Source organism: Rhodosalinus sp. (assembly GCF_046542825.1).
In the GTDB taxonomy this organism is placed as follows: Bacteria; Pseudomonadota; Alphaproteobacteria; order Rhodobacterales; family Rhodobacteraceae; genus Rhodosalinus.
In genome coordinates this window covers 16,183-32,856 of sequence record NZ_JBKHAQ010000019.1, presented here as the reverse complement: position 1 = coordinate 32,856, position 16,674 = coordinate 16,183, and the positions used below count along the sequence as shown (strand labels likewise).

Annotated in this window: 18 protein-coding genes; 13 read left to right on the top strand and 5 right to left on the bottom strand. The window is 68.1% G+C overall.

The genetic code is table 11. The annotated features are described in order from the left end of the window. Nucleotides 1–246: 246 nt before the first annotated feature. The 6 genes from ACLFOB_RS04455 to ACLFOB_RS04430 all read left to right on the top strand — a co-directional run bounded on the left by ACLFOB_RS04455 (nucleotide 247) and on the right by ACLFOB_RS04430 (nucleotide 7,425). A complete protein-coding gene (locus ACLFOB_RS04455) occupies nucleotides 247–828 on the top strand; it encodes a hypothetical protein (RefSeq protein ID WP_410915869.1) in 582 nt (193 codons plus the stop codon). 270 nt (nucleotides 829–1,098) lie between these two features. Further along, complete coding sequence (locus ACLFOB_RS04450) at nucleotides 1,099–2,937, top strand: ABC transporter ATP-binding protein (protein WP_410915868.1); 1,839 nt, start codon at nucleotides 1,099–1,101, stop codon at nucleotides 2,935–2,937. Next, the gene (locus tag ACLFOB_RS04445; protein ID WP_410925097.1) at nucleotides 2,934–4,775 is read left to right on the top strand and encodes an ABC transporter ATP-binding protein; all 1,842 of its coding nucleotides are present in this window, start codon (nucleotides 2,934–2,936) and stop codon (nucleotides 4,773–4,775) included. The genes ACLFOB_RS04450 and ACLFOB_RS04445 overlap by 4 nt, the downstream gene beginning before the upstream one ends. Nucleotides 4,776–4,807: 32 nt before the next feature. Then, complete coding sequence (locus ACLFOB_RS04440) at nucleotides 4,808–6,046, top strand: class I SAM-dependent RNA methyltransferase (protein WP_410925099.1); 1,239 nt, start codon at nucleotides 4,808–4,810, stop codon at nucleotides 6,044–6,046. A gap of 3 nt (nucleotides 6,047–6,049) precedes the next feature. After that, a complete protein-coding gene (locus ACLFOB_RS04435) occupies nucleotides 6,050–6,856 on the top strand; it encodes an ion transporter (RefSeq protein ID WP_410925095.1) in 807 nt (268 codons plus the stop codon). Nucleotides 6,857–6,927: 71 nt separating this feature from the next. Further along, nucleotides 6,928–7,425: a L,D-transpeptidase family protein gene (locus ACLFOB_RS04430; protein WP_410915864.1), complete on the top strand. Its 498-nt coding sequence runs from the start codon at nucleotides 6,928–6,930 to the stop codon at nucleotides 7,423–7,425. Here the strand turns inward: ACLFOB_RS04430 and ACLFOB_RS04425 are convergent. Further along, a complete protein-coding gene (locus ACLFOB_RS04425; protein WP_410915863.1) occupies nucleotides 7,409–7,990 on the bottom strand; it encodes a CAP domain-containing protein in 582 nt (193 codons plus the stop codon). The two genes, ACLFOB_RS04430 and ACLFOB_RS04425, sit on opposite strands and share 17 nt — an antisense overlap. Before the next feature lie 146 nt (nucleotides 7,991–8,136). Here ACLFOB_RS04425 and ACLFOB_RS04420 point away from each other — a divergent pair, with 146 nt between their 5' ends. Further along, a complete protein-coding gene (locus ACLFOB_RS04420) occupies nucleotides 8,137–8,742 on the top strand; it encodes a L,D-transpeptidase (protein WP_410915862.1) in 606 nt (201 codons plus the stop codon). A gap of 148 nt (nucleotides 8,743–8,890) precedes the next feature. Next, nucleotides 8,891–9,085 (top strand): ferrochelatase, encoded by a 195-nt coding sequence (locus ACLFOB_RS04415; RefSeq protein WP_410915861.1) that lies wholly within the window; start codon nucleotides 8,891–8,893, stop codon nucleotides 9,083–9,085. Between the two features lie 86 nt (nucleotides 9,086–9,171). Here ACLFOB_RS04415 and hemH read toward each other — a convergent pair whose 3' ends face one another. Next, nucleotides 9,172–10,236, bottom strand: a complete 1,065-nt coding sequence (gene hemH / locus ACLFOB_RS04410) for a ferrochelatase (RefSeq protein WP_410915860.1) — start codon at nucleotides 10,234–10,236, stop codon at nucleotides 9,172–9,174. A gap of 57 nt (nucleotides 10,237–10,293) precedes the next feature. Next, nucleotides 10,294–11,112, bottom strand: a complete 819-nt coding sequence (locus ACLFOB_RS04405) for a methyltransferase domain-containing protein (RefSeq protein ID WP_410925093.1) — start codon at nucleotides 11,110–11,112, stop codon at nucleotides 10,294–10,296. Between ACLFOB_RS04405 and ACLFOB_RS04400 the strand changes: the two genes are divergently transcribed. Genes ACLFOB_RS04400 through ACLFOB_RS04385 form a run of 4 tightly spaced genes read left to right on the top strand, consistent with a single transcriptional unit; the run spans nucleotide 11,111 to nucleotide 13,449 of the window. Then, the gene (locus ACLFOB_RS04400) at nucleotides 11,111–11,860 is read left to right on the top strand and encodes a double zinc ribbon domain-containing protein (RefSeq protein ID WP_410915858.1); all 750 of its coding nucleotides are present in this window, start codon (nucleotides 11,111–11,113) and stop codon (nucleotides 11,858–11,860) included. The two genes, ACLFOB_RS04405 and ACLFOB_RS04400, sit on opposite strands and share 2 nt — an antisense overlap. A gap of 52 nt (nucleotides 11,861–11,912) precedes the next feature. Further along, complete coding sequence (gene grxC / locus ACLFOB_RS04395) at nucleotides 11,913–12,170, top strand: glutaredoxin 3 (protein ID WP_410915870.1); 258 nt, start codon at nucleotides 11,913–11,915, stop codon at nucleotides 12,168–12,170. Then, nucleotides 12,170–13,000, top strand: coding sequence for a carbon-nitrogen hydrolase family protein (locus ACLFOB_RS04390; RefSeq protein WP_410915857.1), 831 nt, complete (start codon nucleotides 12,170–12,172; stop codon nucleotides 12,998–13,000). Before grxC ends, ACLFOB_RS04390 begins: the two co-directional genes overlap by 1 nt. A 2-nt stretch (nucleotides 13,001–13,002) precedes the next feature. Then, entirely contained in the window at nucleotides 13,003–13,449 is a 447-nt protein-coding gene (locus tag ACLFOB_RS04385) for a MarR family winged helix-turn-helix transcriptional regulator (RefSeq protein ID WP_410925091.1), read from the top strand. Between the two features lie 82 nt (nucleotides 13,450–13,531). On the opposite strand, the gene ubiG is transcribed toward ACLFOB_RS04385, so the two are convergent. Then, on the bottom strand, nucleotides 13,532–14,278 hold the full coding sequence (ubiG, locus tag ACLFOB_RS04380) for a bifunctional 2-polyprenyl-6-hydroxyphenol methylase/3-demethylubiquinol 3-O-methyltransferase UbiG (protein ID WP_410915855.1): 747 nt from the start codon (nucleotides 14,276–14,278) through the stop codon (nucleotides 13,532–13,534). A gap of 49 nt (nucleotides 14,279–14,327) precedes the next feature. Between ubiG and pip the strand changes: the two genes are divergently transcribed. After that, nucleotides 14,328–15,299: a prolyl aminopeptidase gene (gene pip, locus ACLFOB_RS04375; RefSeq protein WP_410915854.1), complete on the top strand. Its 972-nt coding sequence runs from the start codon at nucleotides 14,328–14,330 to the stop codon at nucleotides 15,297–15,299. 3 nt (nucleotides 15,300–15,302) lie between these two features. Here the strand turns inward: pip and hslU are convergent, their stop codons facing one another. Then, complete coding sequence (gene hslU / locus ACLFOB_RS04370) at nucleotides 15,303–16,610, bottom strand: ATP-dependent protease ATPase subunit HslU (RefSeq protein ID WP_410915853.1); 1,308 nt, start codon at nucleotides 16,608–16,610, stop codon at nucleotides 15,303–15,305. Nucleotides 16,611–16,674 lie beyond the last annotated feature (64 nt).

Sequence of the window (16,674 nt, the reverse complement as noted above, 5' to 3'; positions counted from 1 at the left end):
AAGCACCGGGACCATCCACGCACCAACCCCGTCGAGAGCGCCACCGGACGTGGTCTAACGCGCCGACGAGACCATCATGCAACCCGACGGCAAGGCCCGAAAAGTAGCGCGAAAAACCGCCAGATCCTGTCCCGTTTCCGGGAAGCGGCTCAGGTCGCCCATGAACGCGCGTGTGCAGGGCCGCATTGACGCCGGCTTCGCAGGTAGGTTAGCAGTTCGTGTTCCCCGGATCAGAAGGGCCGCCAGATGAGCAACGCCAGTGTGACTCATGTCGATCAAGTTCTGACCCGTTTGCGGGAGGCGTCGGTCTCGGGACCGGCAACGCCCGACGTGGAGATCGTCCCAAATGCAACGCTGAGCTGGGACGCGCAGGGCGGCGACATGGACGTCACTGTGACCTCGGTGCCGGGCGAGCTTCTCAGGATCGTCACGCGCGTGCGGACGACCCCGGCCTGGTTCACGCTGCCCATATGGCTTGGCCAAGCCAGGTTCGAACCGGGCGACGTGCTGGGCCTCGCGGCGGAGATCACTTCGGACAAGGCCCGCTCGCTGGGGCTCTTCCTCCGAGCGGAGAAGGGCGGTGCGCACACTGACACCGAGTTCTCGGAACCTCTGGAACTTGCCCATGGCCATGGCTTCGGCACGGCGCTGGCCACACTGCGGCCCGGCGATTCAGCCTGCGCAGAGGGTCACCGCTCTCTGTCCCTCATCCTGCGCCTTCCCAAGTCGGACTGCGCGCTGACCTTCCACGACATGCGATTCTTCGTCGTGCCGAGTGCGAAGGGCCTGCGCAGTACGCCGCGCAATCTCACGACGGCCACCGTTTAACCAATCGCTGGCCCGAATCTTCCGCGGCCATCCCTGAGCCCGCAGTATTGCCCGAACGCGCCCGAGCGACGGGCTCGGCGCCGCGCAGCCAGGCCGCGAACCGTGCCTCCGGCGAACCCTGCCCCTGCAGCGCGTCGGGCCCGCCCTGCGCCAGCGGCAGGAAGCGCGCGCCCCGCCCCGGGCTTCGCGGCATCGCGCCGGCATGCCGGGTGGCCTTTTCGCGCCGCATCCCGCAGGGTCGCCGGGGCCCCGGCAGAGGAGTCTTCCCCCGTGTTCCGGTTCTTCGAAAACCTGGTCGATCCCTATTGCCCCTACCCGCAGGACGACCGGCCGCCGCAGCGCCTGTTTCCCTTCCTGCTGGATTACGCCCGGCCGTTCCGGCGGGTGCTGATCCTTGCCGCGCTGCTGTCGGTCGCTGTGGCGGCGATCGAGGTGGGGCTGATCTGGGCGATGGGCTGGGTGGTGGACGTGCTGGGCGGCGATCCGGCGCAGGTCTGGGCCGACCACGGCTGGCAACTGATTGCGCTGGGCGCGTTCATCCTGCTGCTGCGCCCGGCAATTCAGGCGCTGGACGTGCTGATCCTGAACAACGCGATCCTGCCGAACTTCGGCACGCTGATCCGCTGGCGCGCCCATTCGCATGTCCTGCGGCAGTCGGTGGGCTGGTTCGAGAACGACTTCGCCGGCCGCATCGCCAACCGGATCATGCAGACGCCGCCCGCCGCGGGCGAGGCGGTGTTTCAGGTCTTCGACGCGATCACCTTCGCGCTGGCCTATCTGGTGGGGGCGGCGATCCTGCTGGGCGGCGCCGATCCGCGGCTGATGCTGCCGCTGCTCGTCTGGCTGGGGCTCTATGCCTGGCTGATGGTCTGGACGATCCGCCGGGTGGGTCCGGCGAGCAAGGCCGCCTCCGACGCGCGCAGCCAGGTGACGGGGCGCGTGGTGGACAGCTACACCAACATCCATTCGGTCAAGATGTTCGCCCATCACGACCGGGAACTCGACTACGCGAGGGAGGCGATCGAGGAGACGCGGCGCACCTTCGCGGCCGAGATGCGGATCTACACGATCATGGACGTGGCGCTGGTGGCCCTGAACGGCCTGCTGATCGTGGGTGTCGTGGGCTGGGCCATCCTGCTCTGGATGCAGGGGGCCGCCAGCGTGGGCGCGGTGGCGGCGGCCACCGCGCTGACCCTGCGGCTGAACGCGATGACCGGCTGGATCATGTGGGCGCTGACGACGTTCTTCCGTCAGCTGGGGGTCGTGGCAGAGGGAATGGAGACCATCGCGCAACCGATCACGCTGACCGATGCGCCGGACGCGACACCGCTGGAGCCGGGTGACGGCACGATCCGCATCGAGGGGCTGACGCACCATTACGGACGCGGGCAGGGCGGGCTCGACGGCATCGACCTGACCATCCGCCCGGGCGAGAAGGTGGGGCTGATCGGCCGCTCGGGCGCGGGCAAGTCCACGCTGGTGAAGCTGCTCTTGCGGTTCTACGACATCGAGGGCGGCCGCATCACCATCGGCGGGCAGGACATCAGCCGCGTCACGCAGGAAAGCCTGCGCCGCCATATCGGCATGGTGCAGCAGGACAGCGCGCTCCTGCACCGTTCGGTGCGCGACAATATCCTCTACGGCCGCCCTGACGCGACCGAGGCCGAGATGATCGAGGCCGCGAAACGGGCCGAGGCGCATGACTTCATCCTCGATCTCGAGGATTCGCAGGGGCGACGCGGCTATGACGCCTTCGTTGGCGAACGGGGCGTGAAGCTGTCCGGCGGGCAGCGGCAGCGGATCACGCTGGCGCGCGTCATGCTCAAGGATGCGCCGATCCTCGTGCTGGACGAGGCGACCAGCGCGCTCGATTCAGAGGTCGAGGCGGCGATCCAGTCGACGCTTTACCGCATGATGGAGGGCAAGACCGTGATCGCCATCGCGCATCGCCTGTCCACCATCGCGCATCTCGACCGGATCCTGGTGATGGACCGTGGCCGCATCGTCGAGGACGGGCCGCACGACGTGCTTCTGGCGAAGGGCGGGCTATATGCCGGCTTCTGGGAGCGGCAGTCCGGCGGCTTCCTGAACACGGAGGCGGCTGAATGAAAGCGACGCTGGGCCAGATGCTTGACGCCTTCCGCCCCGCCGAGGGGGCGCCGCCGCAGACGCTGGCGCGGTTCTTCGGCTGGTGCCTGTCGGGGGCCTGGCCGGCGCTGACGCTTGCGGCGTTCCTCTCCGCCTTGGCCGGCGCGATGGAGGCGGGCACCGCCTGGGTGCTGGGGCTGGTGATCGACGTGGCTCTGGAGGACGGTCGCGCGGCGCTGTTCGAGCCTGGCAACCTTGCGCTGCTGGTGGGCGCGGTGGTGTTCTTCGTCGTGGCGCGGCCGATCTTCTTCGGCCTGTCGGCTGCCGCGAATTCGATGATCGTGCAGCCCAACGTCATGCCGCTTGTGCTGTCGCGGCTGCACCGCTGGGGACTTGGGCAGTCTGTCACCTTCTTCGACAACGATTTCGCCGGTCGCATCGCGCAGAAGCAGATGCAGACCGCCCGCGCCGTCACGGATGTGTCCGCCGAGGTCATCAATGTCGTGGCCTTCGCGCTGGCCTCGCTTCTGGGGGCGGTGATCCTGCTGGGGTCGATCGACCCTTGGAATGCCGCGATCTTTGCCGTGTGGCTGGTGGGCTACTTCGCGCTGATCCGCTTCTTCCTGCCGCGCGTGCGGCAGAGGGCCGGGGCACGGGCCGCGGCGCGGGCGAACGTGACCGGGCAGGTGGTGGACACCATCACCAACATCAAGACGGTCAAGCTCTTCGCGCACGACGATCACGAGGACCGCGCGGCGCTGAACGCCATGCAGAGCTACCGGGAGCGCGCGCTGCACTTCGGGGTGCTGTCGGCGTGGTTCCGGCTGGCGCTGATGACCATCGCGGGGCTGCTGCCGGTGCTGATGGTGGGGGCCACGCTGATCTTCTGGCAGGCGGGGACGGCCACGGCGGGGGATATCGCCGCCGCCGGCGCGATCTCGATCCGCATCGCGCAGATGACCGGCTGGGTCAGCTTCACGCTGATGGCGATCTATTCCAACGTGGGCGAGATCGAGGACGGGATGAAGACGCTGACGCCGCGCGAACGGCTGGAGGATGCGCCGGGCGCCGTGGCCCTGGAGGTGTCCGAGGGGCGGATCACCTTCGACCACGTCAGCTTTGCCTACGGGCGCGAGATCGGCGGGGTGGAAGACATCGCGCTGGACGTGGCGCCGGGCGAGAAGCTGGGGATCGTCGGTGCGAGCGGCGCGGGGAAGTCCACGCTGGTGGCGATCCTGCTGCGGCTCTACGCTCCGGAAAAGGGGCGCATCCTGATCGACGGGCAGGACCTGGCCCATGTCACGCAGGAAAGCCTGCGGCGGCAGATCGGGATGGTCACGCAGGAGACCGCGATGTTCAACCGCACCGCGCGCGAGAACATCCTTTACGGCCGCCCCGACGCGACCGAGGAGGACATGATCGCGGCGGCGAAGAAGGCCGAGGCGCATGACTTCATCCTCGACATGCAGGACCACCGCGGCAACCGCGGCTACGATGCCTATCTCGGCGAACGGGGCGTGAAGCTGTCGGGCGGGCAGCGCCAGCGCATCGCGCTGGCCCGCGCGATCCTTAAGGACGCGCCGATCCTCGTGCTTGACGAGGCGACCAGCGCGCTCGATTCCGAGGTCGAGGCGTCGATCCAGACCGCGCTGGAGCGGGTGATGGAGGGCAAGACGGTGCTGGCCATCGCGCACCGGCTGTCCACCCTCAGCGAGATGGACCGGATCGTGGTGATGGACCGGGGCCGCATCGTCGAGCAGGGCACGCATGACGACCTTCTGGCGCGCGGCGGCCTTTATGCCCGCTACTGGGATCGGCAGTCCGGCGGCTTCATCTCGACGCGCGAGGCGGCGGAGTAGCCTTGCCGCCCGTCCCGCGCTATCGGGGCGCCATGCGACAGGTGCGGATAGAGCGGCTGGGCCATCTGGGCGACGGCCTTGGCGAGGGGCTGATCGTGCCCCGCGCGCTGCCCCGCGAACTGGTGGAGGGAGAGGAGCGCGACGGCCGGCTTGAAGAGGTGCGACTCCTGGAGCCCTCGCCCGACCGCGTCACACCGCCCTGCCCGCATTTCCGCCGCTGCGGCGGCTGCACGGTGCAGCATCTGCGCGACGAGGCGGTGGCGGAGTGGAAGGCCGGGATCGTGCGCCACGCGCTCGCCGCGCAGGGGCTGGAGGCACGGGTCGCGGGGGTCGAGACCTCGCCGCCCGCCTCGCGCCGCCGCGCGGTGCTGGCGGCGCGGCGCACGAAGAAGGGCGTGCTGGCAGGCTTCCATGTGCGCGGATCTGACGAGATCGTGCCGGTGCCGGAGTGCCGGGTCCTGCATCCCGGCCTGCTGCCCGCGCTTCCGGTCGCCGAGGTGCTGGCAGAGGCCGGTGCCTCGCGAAAGGGCGCGCTCGACGTGGCCGCGACGCTGACGGAGGCCGGCCTCGATGTGAGCGTGACGGGTGGCAAGCCGCTGGATGAAGGCTTGCGGACCCGGCTCGCGCAGCTCGCCTCGCGGCACGATCTTGCCCGGCTGACCTGGGCGGGCGAGCCGGTGGCGCAGATGCGGCCGCCGGTGCTGCATTTCGGGCGCGCGGCCGTGGTTCCGCCGCCGGGCGCTTTCCTTCAGGCGACGGCCGAAGGCGAGGCGGCGCTCGTCGCGCGCGTGCGCGCGCTCCTCGCTGGTTCGGCGCGGATCGCAGACCTGTTCGCCGGTTGCGGCACCTTCGCGCTGCCGCTGGCCGAAAGGGCGGAGGTGCACGCCGTGGAGGGCGACGCCGCGATGACTGGCGCGCTCGACGCGGGATGGCGACGGGCGAAGGGGCTGAAGCGTGTCACGACGGAAGCGCGTGATCTCTTTCGCCGCCCGCTTGACCCGGCCGAGCTGTCGCGCTTCGACGCAGTGGTGATCGACCCGCCCCGGCAGGGGGCCGCGGCGCAGATCGCCGCGCTGGTGCAGGCGCGTGTTCCGCGCATTGCCCATGTTTCATGCAACCCCGCCACTTTCGCGCGCGATGCCGCGGTGCTGGTCGCGGCGGGTTACCGCATGGGGCCGGTCACGGTGGTCGATCAGTTCCGCTGGTCGCCCCATGTGGAGCTTGTGGCGGGCTTCGGCCTGTCCCATATGCCGGGCGGCGAGAGGGAGTAGGCAATGGGGTTTCGGGACAGACTGGCGCTCTGGCTGGCGCAGCCCTGGGTGACGAACGGGATCATCGCGGTCATCGTCGTCAACGCCGTCGTGCTTGGGCTCGAGACCTCGGACACGGCGATGGCTGCGGCGGGGCCGCTGCTGATCGCCATCGACCGCGCCTGTCTTGCGATCTTTACCGCCGAGATCGCGCTCAAGCTGGTGGCGCATGGCGGCCGGTTCTTCCGCAGCGGGTGGAACGTCTTCGACTTCGTGATCGTCGGCATCGCGCTGCTGCCGGCCAGCGAGGGGCTGTCGGTGCTGCGCGCGCTGCGTATCCTGCGGGTGCTGCGCGTGATCTCCGTTGCGCCGCGCCTGCGCCGGGTGGTGGAGGGCTTCGTCCGCGCGATCCCGGGGATGGGGAGCGTCTTTTTGCTGATGACGCTCGTGTTCTACATCGGCGCGGTCATGGCCACGAAGCTCTTCGGCGACGCCTTCCCCCAGTGGTTCGGCTCGCTCGGGGACTCGGCCTATTCGCTGTTCCAGATCATGACGCTGGAAAGCTGGTCGATGGGGATCGTGCGCCCGGTGATGGAGGTCTATCCCTACGCCTGGGCCTTCTTCGTGCCCTTCATCCTGGTGACCACCTTCGCGGTCGTGAACCTGCTTGTCGGCCTGATCGTGAACTCGATGCAGGACGCGCATCACGAGGAGGAAGGCCTGCGCACCGACGCCTACCGCGACGAGGTGCTGGAGCGGTTGGCACGGATCGAGGCGCGGCTGGCAGAGGCAGAGGCCGAGCAGCCGGCGGACGCGCGCAAGGGCGCGTGAATTGCGGCTACGCCTGCGCGCGCTTTCGGTGTATGCTCCTGCCATAAAGATAACCCTTTCGAGGGACAGAGATGGCAGGATTTCTGCGCGTGGCGCTCATGGTCGCGCTGGCCTTCGGGCTGTCGGCCTGCGCGAGCAAGTTCCGCACCTACGACGGGCCCGAGGTGACGCGCATCCTCGTCTACAAGGGCGAGAGGCGGATGTATCTGCTGCATCACGACCGGATACTCGAAGGCTATGACATCGGCCTTGGCTTCAACCCGGTCGGGCACAAGCAGTATCGCGGGGACGGGCGCACGCCGGAGGGCGACTATTTCATCGACCGGCGCAACCCCGACAGCCAGTTTCACCTGTCGCTGGGCATCTCCTATCCCGAACCGCATGACCAGATGGCGGCGTCGGAAGCCGGCGTCGATCCGGGCGGCGACATCTTCATTCACGGCCGCCCGTGGGAATATCGTGAGGGCGGGCGCGACTGGACGGCGGGATGCATCGCGGTGACGAACCGTGAGATGGAAGAGGTCTACGCGATGGTCCGCAACGGCACGCCGATCACGATCTATCCCTGAGCGAAGCTTCCGTGCGCGTCGCGCCGTCGTCCGTGCCTGCGCCCATCACCAGGGTCCACCAGATCTTGCCGCCGGGCTCCTGATACCAGGCGAAGCCCATGTCGCGCGCCCGCCGGTCCAGGATGATGTCGCGCGTCGGCTCCTCCTCCATCCAGGCGGCGAGCGTCTGAACCTCGGTCTCGTAGGTTTCGGAGAGGGTCTCGCCCAGGAACGAACCCTCGTAGCCCACCCGGCGCACCCGGTCGATCGGCGACGACCCGTCCGAGCCGAAGTGCCACGGGCGATTCTGCACCGCCATGTCGCGCGCGTGGGTCGCGGCGGCGGCATTCAATCGCGGGTCGAGATCGACCGGAGCCACGCCGGCCGCCTCCCGCAGCGCGTTGACGGAATCCAGCGTCTCGAACTGGATGCGAGTCTCGTCGCCCTGTCCGATGCGGTAGAGCCGCGGCAGCGGCTGACCGTCGGGGCCCAGTTGCGGCGGCTGCGGTACGGGCGCACAGGCCGCGACGGCGGCAAGAACGGCGGCGAGTGACAGGAATTTGCGCAACATGGCTCCGGCGATCATGGCTTCGGACGCCTTCGCTTTAGCCGCAGAGCGCGCAGGTTTCAAATCTCGCGCCCGCCCCGCCGCCGATAGCGGCAGTTTGATTTGCGACTGCGGCCTCGCGGCAATATATAAAATGGGTCGGACTTTCGTGGAGAGCATGCGACATGACCCAGAAGCGAATCGCCCGCGCGGTGAACCGGCGGAGCTTCCTCGCCGGGGCCGCTGCCGTGCTGGGCACGCCGGCCATCGCACAGCAATCGCAGATGCCCGGCAGTGTCGAGATGGAGTCGGACATCGACGAGGGAGTGCGCCGCAACATCTCGAGCTTCCGCTCGCTCGACTGGCGGCCCTATTTCAGCGATCTGTCCCGGGGCGCGATCCTTGTCGACATCACCTCGCGCGCGCTGCACTACTGGTCGGAGGACGAGAGCGTCTATCGCCTTTATCCCAGTTCCGTGCCGCTGAGCGAGGAACTGACGCGCCGGGGCCGCACCAGCGTGACCTTCAAGGATCCGAGCCCGGACTGGCGTCCGACGCCCTCGATGAAGGAGCGCAATCCGGAATGGCCGGACTATGTGCCGCCCGGACCCGACAACCCGATGGGCACCCGCGCACTGCATCTTTCGTGGACCTACTACCGCATCCATGGCACGCACGACACGCGCAAGATCGGGCGCCGCTCGTCCAACGGATGCATCGGGCTCTACAACGAGCATATCGAGGAACTATACGACATGGCGGAGATCGGTACACAGGTGTTGCTGATCTGACCACGGGTACGCCTTGGCGTCGTCAGGGTCTTGACAAGAGATTTGCAATCCTCGCCACGGGGTGCTTAGACAAGGGCCACGAGGGAAGTATTGCGGCCTGTCACGCTGTTTCCTGTGGAAGCGGGCGGGCCGACCACTGGAGGATAACATGAAAAAGCTCGTTCTGGCCGCCGCTCTGTCCGCCTTCGCCGCTCCCGCCCTTGCCGCGGCTCCAGGAACGCCGAAAGGCGAAGTCATCATGGAGCCGCCGGTCATCGTGGAAGAGACGGAGCAGGCGTCCACCCCTGCCGGCGTGATCATTCCGTTGATGCTGATCGCCCTGATCGCGGCAGTCGCCGACTGATCCGCGCTTCATGAAGCAAGAAACGGGCGGTGCCGGAGCGCCGCCCTTTTTTTACGTCCGAAAAGGTTTTGCGCCAGGAAGAGCGATCAGTCCAGCCATCCCTTCAGGTTTTCCTCGATCACGGCGCCCAACGCCTCGACATGCGCGGGATCGTCGTTCAGGCAGGGGATATAGGTGAATTCGCGCCCGCCCGCCTCTTCGAAGCTTTCGCGGATTTCCTCGTTGATCTCTTCCAGCGTCTCGATGCAATCGGCCGAGAAGGCGGGTGCAATCACAGCGATCCGCTTCTTGCCCTCTTCGGACGCAAGCCGCGCAACTTCTTCGACGGTGTAGGGTCTGAGCCACTCCTCCGGGCCGAAGACCGACTGGAAGGTCGTGGTGATCTCCGTGTCATCCCAGCCCAGCCGTTCCTTCAACAGGCGCGTCGTCTTCTGGCACTGGCAGTGGTACGGGTCGCCCTCCATCAGGTAGCGCTGCGGCATCCCGTGGTAGGAGCACACCAGGATGTCGGGCCGGTGTTCCAGATCGCCATAGGCGCGCTCTACCGACTGCGCGAGCGCCTCGATGTAGAGCGGATGCTCGAAGTAGGGCTCGACCGTGCGCGCGGTGGGTTGCCACTTCTGCTTCATCAGCGCGCGAAAGAACTGGTCGTTCGCGGTGGCAGAGGTGGCGCCAGCGTAATGCGGATAGAGCGGGAAGAACAGGATGCGCGTGCAGCCCGCCTTGACCATCGCGTCCACCTTCGACTGGGTCGAAGGATTGCCGTAGCGCATGCAGAAATCGACCATCACCTGATCGCCGAACCGCTCTTTCATCGCCTTGGAAAGCGCGGCGGTCTGGTCCTTGGTGATCGTCATCAGCGGGCTTTCGCCCTTTTCCTCGTTCCAGATCGACTTGTAGGCCTCGCCGCTGGAAAAGGGGCGCTTGGTCAGGATAATGAGCTGCAACAGCGGCTGCCACTTCCAGGGCGCATAGTCGATGACGCGGCGATCCGACAGGAACTCGTTCAGATAGCGGCGCATCGACCAGTAGTCGTAGTTGTCCGGAGTGCCCAGGTTGGCGATCAGGACGCCGACCCGCTCCGGCGGCAGCTTCGGGTGGTCGGCGGGCGCATGGACCGGGCGGGTCTCTGCTTTGGCTGCGTCGAGCATTGTTGTGTCCCTGTCCTCGGCGGCTACCCGGTGGACATATGTGTTTCACCCGATACGTCAATCACCGAGCGGCGTTTCCGTCGTTCCGAGCGCGTCTGCAAGCCGTTGCTTCGCCGACCCGGGTCGCAGCGGCTGCGGCTGGGTTTCGTCCGGCGCCCAGCCGGTCAGCACCACCAGTTCCGCGGTTGCGGCGATGCCGCCCTGCGGGCCCGGCGCCTCCGCCGCGTAGAGGTCTGCGGCGCGCAGGAACACCGCGCGGCGCGTCGGGCGGCGCAACCGGCCCGCCAGCGCGTTGGCCTCGCCCATGCCGCGCAATTCGCGCATCAGATGCAGCGCCGTGGGATAATGCACCGTCAGCGTCACGCTGTCGGCGACCGGCAAGGCGAAGCCCGCGCGCTGCAGCAGGGCGCCCAGGTCGCGGATTTCCGCCATGGGCGCGACACGGGGACTGAGCCCGCCGGTCACCTCGCTTTCCGCCCTCGCCAGCACCGCGCGCAACTCCTGCAGGCTGCGGCCGCCGAAGAACACGGCAAGGAACAGCCCGTCAGGTTTCAGCGCGCGGCGGCACTGGATCAGTTGGCCCACCGGATCCTCGGCCCAGTGCAGGTCCATCGCGTGGATCACAAGGTCATGCGCCTGCGGCTCCAGCGGCAGCACCTCCGCGGGCGCAACGTGCTGCGCGCCGGGCAGCCAGCCATCCCAGACCTCGGGGCGCGGGCTGATCACGGCGGGCGCCGTAAAGGTCCTGTTAACCATCGCGAGGCGATCCTCGAGATCGTCGCGCGCGGCATCGTGCAGGAAGGTCACCGGCGCACGAGCCGCGCGGGCGCGGTTGCGCGCCAGTGCGCGCGGGTCGGTGAGGGCAGGGGTCTGCATGGACGTGACAGATAGTGTCTGGTCCCGGCGTGTTCAAACCGCGCTGCGGCTGATCTACCCGCCCCGCTGCCTTGGCTGCGGCGGCCCGGTGGAAAGCGATTTCGGCCTCTGCCCCGCCTGCTGGCGCGAGACCCCCTTTGTCGGCGGGCTGGTCTGCGACGCCTGCGGCACGCCGCTGCCCGGCGACGACCCGGGCGAGGCGGTGCAGTGCGACGATTGCCTGGCCCACCCGCGGCCCTGGGTGCAGGGGCGGGCGGCGCTGCTCTACCGCGGGATGGGAAGGCGCCTGGTGCTCGGCCTCAAGCACGCGGACCGCAGCGATATCGCCGGTCCCGCTGCGCTCTGGATGGCGCGGGCGGCGCGACCCATGGCGCTTGACGGCGCGCTGGTGGCGCCGGTGCCGCTGCACTGGCGTAGGCTTGCCGCGCGGCGGTTCAACCAGGCGGCGCTGCTGGCCGCGCCGCTCGCCCGCGCGCTGGGGCTCGACCTGGCGCTGGACCTGCTGGAGCGGCCGCGCCGGACGGCCGCGCTGGGCGGTCAGTCGCGCGCGCAGCGGGCCGAGACGCTGGCCTGCGCGATTCGCGTGACGCCGCGCCATGCGGCACGAGTGGCCGGGCGCCCCGTCCTGCTGATCGACGACGTGATGACCACGGGCGCGACGCTGGAGGCGGCGGCACAGGCGCTGGCACGGGCCGGCGCGGGCGAGATTCGCGTCGCGGTTCTGGCGCGGGCGGCGCGGGACGCTTAGGTTTCAAGGGGACAGGTCAAGCCCCAAGGAGGCCAACCCCGTGAGCGACACCCTGAAACCCGTCGAGATCTACACCTCGCCGCTCTGCGGCTTCTGCGTGGCGGCCAAGCGGCTCCTGCGGAAGAAGGGCGTGCAATTCACCGAGTTCGACATCTGGGCAGACCCCGGCCGCAAGCCGGAAATGATCCAGCGCGCGCAGGGCCGGACCAGCGTGCCGCAGATCTTCATCGGTGACACCCACGTCGGCGGTTGCGACGAGCTGCATGCGCTGGACCGGGCGGGCAAGCTCGACCCCCTGCTCGCCGCCTGATGCGCGCCGCGCTCCTGCAGCTCACCTCTTCCGACCAGCCGGAGGAGAATCTCGCCACCGTGACAAGGTTGCTGCGCGAGGCGGCGGCGGAAGGCGCGGGTTTCGTCCTGACGCCAGAGGTGACGAACTGCGTCTCGGCCAGCCGCGCGCACCAGACCAGCGTGCTGACGCACGAGGCGAACGATCCCGTGCTGGCGGGCCTGCGCGAAGAGGCCGCGCGCGCAGGCCTCTGGCTGCTGATCGGCTCGCTCGCGCTGAAGACCGACGATGCTGACGAGCGATTCGCCAACCGTTCCTTCCTGATCGGTCCCGAGGGGCGGATCGTCGCGCGCTATGACAAGATCCACATGTTCGACGTGCAGGTCAGCGACAGCGAGACCTACCGCGAATCAGCGGGCTTCCGCCCCGGACGCCGCGCCCGGCTGGCCGAGACGCCCTTTGGAACGGTCGGCCTGACGGTATGCTACGATCTGCGCTTTCCCTATCTCTACCGCGCGCTCGCGCAGGAGGGCGCCGAGATCCTGACCGTCCCATCGGCCTTCTCGCAGGTGACCGGCGCCGCGCACTGGGAGCCGCTGTTGCGTGCCCGCGCCATCGAGACCGGCGCCTGGGTTCTGGCGCCGGCCCAGACCGGAACGCACCCCACGAGCCGCGGCAAGGCCCGCAAGACATGGGGGCACAGCATGGTCGTGGACCCCTGGGGCGCCGTGGTGGCCGAGGCGGGGGCCGATCCGCAGATCCTCTATGCCGAGATAGACCGCGATGCTGCCGCGCAGGCGCGCCGTCGCGTGCCCTCGCTGGAACACGACCGGGAGTTCGACGGCCCCTGAGCATGGACAGGACGACACATGCGCTGGCGGTGACGCTCTTCAGTGAGATCCTGACCGCCGACCAGCTGGTTCGCAACCGGCTGAGCCGCGTGCTGCCGGGAGGCATGGAGATCAGCCATTTCTCGGTGCTCAATCACCTTGCACGCTTCGGTGTCGAACGGTCGCCGGCGCAGCTTGCCCGCAGCTTTCATGTCACGCGTGGCGCGATGACGAACACGCTGCACCGCCTCGAGGCGCAGGGCCACGTTCACATTCGCCCCGACTGGGAGGATGCCCGCCGCAAGATGGTGGCGATCAGCCCCGCGGGCCTGCGCGCGCGGGACGAGGCGCTGGCGGCCGTGACCCCGATGGTCACGGAGCTGGTAGGCGACCTTGGTGAGGACAAGGTGCGCGCCGTGCTTCCGATCCTGCGCGAGCTGCGTCTGAGGCTTGAGGACGACAGCGCGTGACGAAGAATTTTCGATCGAAAATTCTTCGGACTCCACGCGCCCGCCGCCCGGCGAATTTTCGACCGAAAATTCGCCGGTCTCTTCAGCCGGGCTTCGTGCTGGCGGTCACGTAGTTCACGCTCAGGTCGCGCGGCGAGATTGCCCAGGACCAGCTGACCGGATTGAAGACGAAGCCCTTGCGGTCCACCGGCTTCAGTCCCGCCTGCTCGAGATAGCCGTAAAGCTCGTCCGGGGTGATGAACTTGCGCCATTCATGCGTGCCCTTCGGCAGCCAGCGCATGACGTATTCCGCGCCCACGATCGCCATGGCGAAGCTCTTGGCGTTGCGGTTGATGGTCGAGCAGACCATCAGCCCACCGGGCTTCAGAAGCTGCTGGCAGGCCTTGAGAAAGGCCGCCGGGTCGGGGACATGCTCGACCACCTCCATGTTGAGCACCACGTCGAATCGCTCGCCCGCCGCCGCCAGCGCCTCGGCCGCGCCGTGGCGATAGTCGATCTCGAGCCCCGATTGCGCCGCGTGGGCCTGTGCAACGGGAATGTTGCGCGCCGCGGCGTCCACGCCCACGACCTCGGCGCCCAGCCGTGCCATAGGTTCGGACAGCAGCCCGCCACCGCAGCCGATATCGAGCAGACGCAGCCCCGCGAAGGGGCGGGCGTCCGCCAGGTCGCGTCCGAATTCCGCGGCAATCTGCGCCGTGATGTAGTCCAGGCGGCACGGATTGAGCATGTGCAGCGGCTTGAACTTGCCGTTCGGATCCCACCATTCTGCCGCCATCGCCTCGAACTTGGCGACCTCGCCTGCGTCTACGGTGGTTTGGGCTGCCTGCATCGCGGATCTCCTATGGTCTTCCCGGCCGCACGACCAATATAGTGCCGTCATGGACAAATTCTCGGGCCAAAACCGCACACCCTCGCATCTCTACCCGCCGATCGATCCCTTCGACCAGCGGATGCTGGAGGTGCCCGGGGGACATGCGCTTTACGTTGAGCAATGTGGCGCCCGGGACGGGAGTCCGGTCGTCGTCCTGCACGGCGGTCCCGGCGGCGGATGCAGCCCCGCGATGCGCCGCTATTTCGATCCCGCCCGCTATCGCGTGGTGCTCTTCGACCAGCGTGGCTGCGGCCGGTCGCGCCCGCATGCCAGCGTCGAGAACAACACCACATGGGATCTCGTGGCCGATATCGAGCGGATTCGCGAAGCGCTGGGGCTCGAGCGCTGGATCGTCTTTGGCGGCAGCTGGGGCGCGACGCTGGCGCTGGTTTATGCCCAGTCTCACCCGGAGGCGGTGCGCGCGCTGGTGTTGCGCGGCGTCTTCCTGATGACCCGGGCGGAGCTCGACTGGTTCTATGGCGGGGGCGCGGGTCTCTTCTGGCCGGAAACCTGGGCGCGCTTCGTCGATCCCATCCCCGCGGACGAGCGCGACGACCTGATCGCGGCCTATCACCGCCGTCTCTTTTCCGGCGACCTGCGGACCGAGACGCGCTTCGCCCGCATCTGGACGGCCTGGGAGAATGCGCTCGCCTCGATCCACAACAACGGGTCCGGCGGCGAGGCACCGGGCGAATACGCCCGTGCCTTCGCGCGGCTGGAGAATCACTATTTCAGGAATGCCGGGTTCCTGGACGAGGACGGGCACATCCTCAACCGGATGGACCGCATCCGTCACATCCCCGGCCACATCGTGCAGGGCCGCTACGACATGATCTGCCCGCCGCGCCGCGCCTGGGACCTGTCGCAGCGCTGGCCGGGATCCGACCTGCGGCTGGTGCGCAACGCGGGCCATGCGCTGAGCGAGCCCGGCATCACTGCCGAACTCGTCCGGATCATGGACACGATGACAGTCGGATAGGCGTCAGAGTACGTAACGGCTCATGTCCGCGCTGCGGGTCAATTCGCCCAGGTGCGTCTCCACGAAATCCGCGTCGACCGTCACCGCCTCGCCCCCGCGATCGGGCGCGGTGAAGGAGAGTTCCTCGAACACCCGCTCCATCACGGTGTAGAGCCTGCGCGCGCCGATGTTCTCGACGCTGCGGTTCACCTCTGCCGCGATCCGGGCGAGCGCCGCGATGCCCTCTTCGGTGAACGCGACGCTCACCTCCTCGGTCCCCATCAGCGCGGCATATTGCCGGGTCAGGGCATTGTCCGTCTCTGTCAGGATGCGGACGAAGTCCTGCTCCGTGAGGTCGCGCAGCGTCACCCGGATCGGCAGGCGGCCCTGAAGCTCCGGCAGCAGGTCCGAGGGCTTGGCGATGTGAAAGGCACCCGAGGCGATGAAAAGGATGTGGTCGGTGCGGATGGGCCCGTGCCTGGTGCTGACGGTGGTGCCCTCGATCAGCGGCAGAAGATCGCGCTGCACACCCTCGCGGCTCACGTCGCCGCCGCGCGTCTCGGCGCGGGCACAGACCTTGTCGATCTCGTCGAGAAAGACGATCCCGTTCTGCTCCACCGCCTCGCGGGCGCGGGCCGTCACCTTTTCGTCGTCAAGCAGCTTGTCGGCCTCGTCCGATGTCAGGATGCCGTAGCTTTCGGCAACGGTCATGCGCTTGCGCGTGGTGCGCTGGCCAAAGGCCTTGCCGAAGATGTCGCCCAGGTTCACGCCGCCCATCGCGCCGCCGGGCTGGCCCGGGATCTCGAAGGCCGGGAAAGGGTTGGCGGTCTCTGCGACCTCAAGCTCGATCTCCTTGTCGTCGAGTTCGCCGGCGCGCAGCTTCTTGCGGAACATCTCGCGCGTGCCCTCGCGGGCGTGCTCGCCGGCCAGCGCCTCGATCACCCGATTCTCGGCGGCGGCATGGGCGGCGCTCTGCACCTCCTCGCGCATCTGGTCGCGGGTCATCGCCAGCGCGCCGTCCATCAGGTCGCGCACGATCTGCTCGACGTCCCGGCCGACGTACCCCACCTCGGTGAACTTGGTCGCCTCGACCTTGATGAAGGGCGCGCGTGCAAGCTTTGCCAGCCGGCGGCTGATCTCGGTCTTGCCCACGCCGGTGGGGCCGATCATCAGGATGTTCTTCGGGTAGACCTCTTCCTGCATCGCCGGATCGAGCTGCTTGCGCCGCCAGCGGTTTCTCAGCGCGACCGCGACCGCGCGCTTGGCTTCCTTCTGGCCGATGATGAAGCGGTCCAGTTCGCTGACGATTTCACGGGGGGTGAGGTCGGTCATTCAGGGTTCATCCTTCGCTCGCGCGGCGAAAATTCTTCGATCGAAGAATTTTCGGAAGGGCGCC

Bases quoted from the DNA above. Each gene is read 5' to 3' on its own strand.
- ACLFOB_RS04385 (WP_410925091.1), top strand. From the start codon at position 13,003: ATGGACAGGACGACACATGCGCTGGCGGTGACGCTCTTCAGTGAGATC.
- ACLFOB_RS04430 (WP_410915864.1), top strand. From the start codon at position 6,928: ATGGCAGGATTTCTGCGCGTGGCGCTCATGGTCGCGCTGGCCTTCGGG.
- ACLFOB_RS04425 (WP_410915863.1), bottom strand. From the start codon at position 7,990: ATGATCGCCGGAGCCATGTTGCGCAAATTCCTGTCACTCGCCGCCGTT.
- ACLFOB_RS04420 (WP_410915862.1), top strand. From the start codon at position 8,137: ATGACCCAGAAGCGAATCGCCCGCGCGGTGAACCGGCGGAGCTTCCTC.
- pip (WP_410915854.1), top strand. From the start codon at position 14,328: ATGGACAAATTCTCGGGCCAAAACCGCACACCCTCGCATCTCTACCCG.
- ACLFOB_RS04440 (WP_410925099.1), top strand. From the start codon at position 4,808: ATGCGACAGGTGCGGATAGAGCGGCTGGGCCATCTGGGCGACGGCCTT.
- ACLFOB_RS04405 (WP_410925093.1), bottom strand. From the start codon at position 11,112: ATGCAGACCCCTGCCCTCACCGACCCGCGCGCACTGGCGCGCAACCGC.
- ACLFOB_RS04435 (WP_410925095.1), top strand. From the start codon at position 6,050: ATGGGGTTTCGGGACAGACTGGCGCTCTGGCTGGCGCAGCCCTGGGTG.
- hslU (WP_410915853.1), bottom strand. From the start codon at position 16,610: ATGACCGACCTCACCCCCCGTGAAATCGTCAGCGAACTGGACCGCTTC.
- ACLFOB_RS04445 (WP_410925097.1), top strand. From the start codon at position 2,934: ATGAAAGCGACGCTGGGCCAGATGCTTGACGCCTTCCGCCCCGCCGAG.
- ubiG (WP_410915855.1), bottom strand. From the start codon at position 14,278: ATGCAGGCAGCCCAAACCACCGTAGACGCAGGCGAGGTCGCCAAGTTC.
- ACLFOB_RS04415 (WP_410915861.1), top strand. From the start codon at position 8,891: ATGAAAAAGCTCGTTCTGGCCGCCGCTCTGTCCGCCTTCGCCGCTCCC.
- ACLFOB_RS04455 (WP_410915869.1), top strand. From the start codon at position 247: ATGAGCAACGCCAGTGTGACTCATGTCGATCAAGTTCTGACCCGTTTG.
- ACLFOB_RS04400 (WP_410915858.1), top strand. From the start codon at position 11,111: ATGGACGTGACAGATAGTGTCTGGTCCCGGCGTGTTCAAACCGCGCTG.
- hemH (WP_410915860.1), bottom strand. From the start codon at position 10,236: ATGCTCGACGCAGCCAAAGCAGAGACCCGCCCGGTCCATGCGCCCGCC.
- ACLFOB_RS04390 (WP_410915857.1), top strand. From the start codon at position 12,170: ATGCGCGCCGCGCTCCTGCAGCTCACCTCTTCCGACCAGCCGGAGGAG.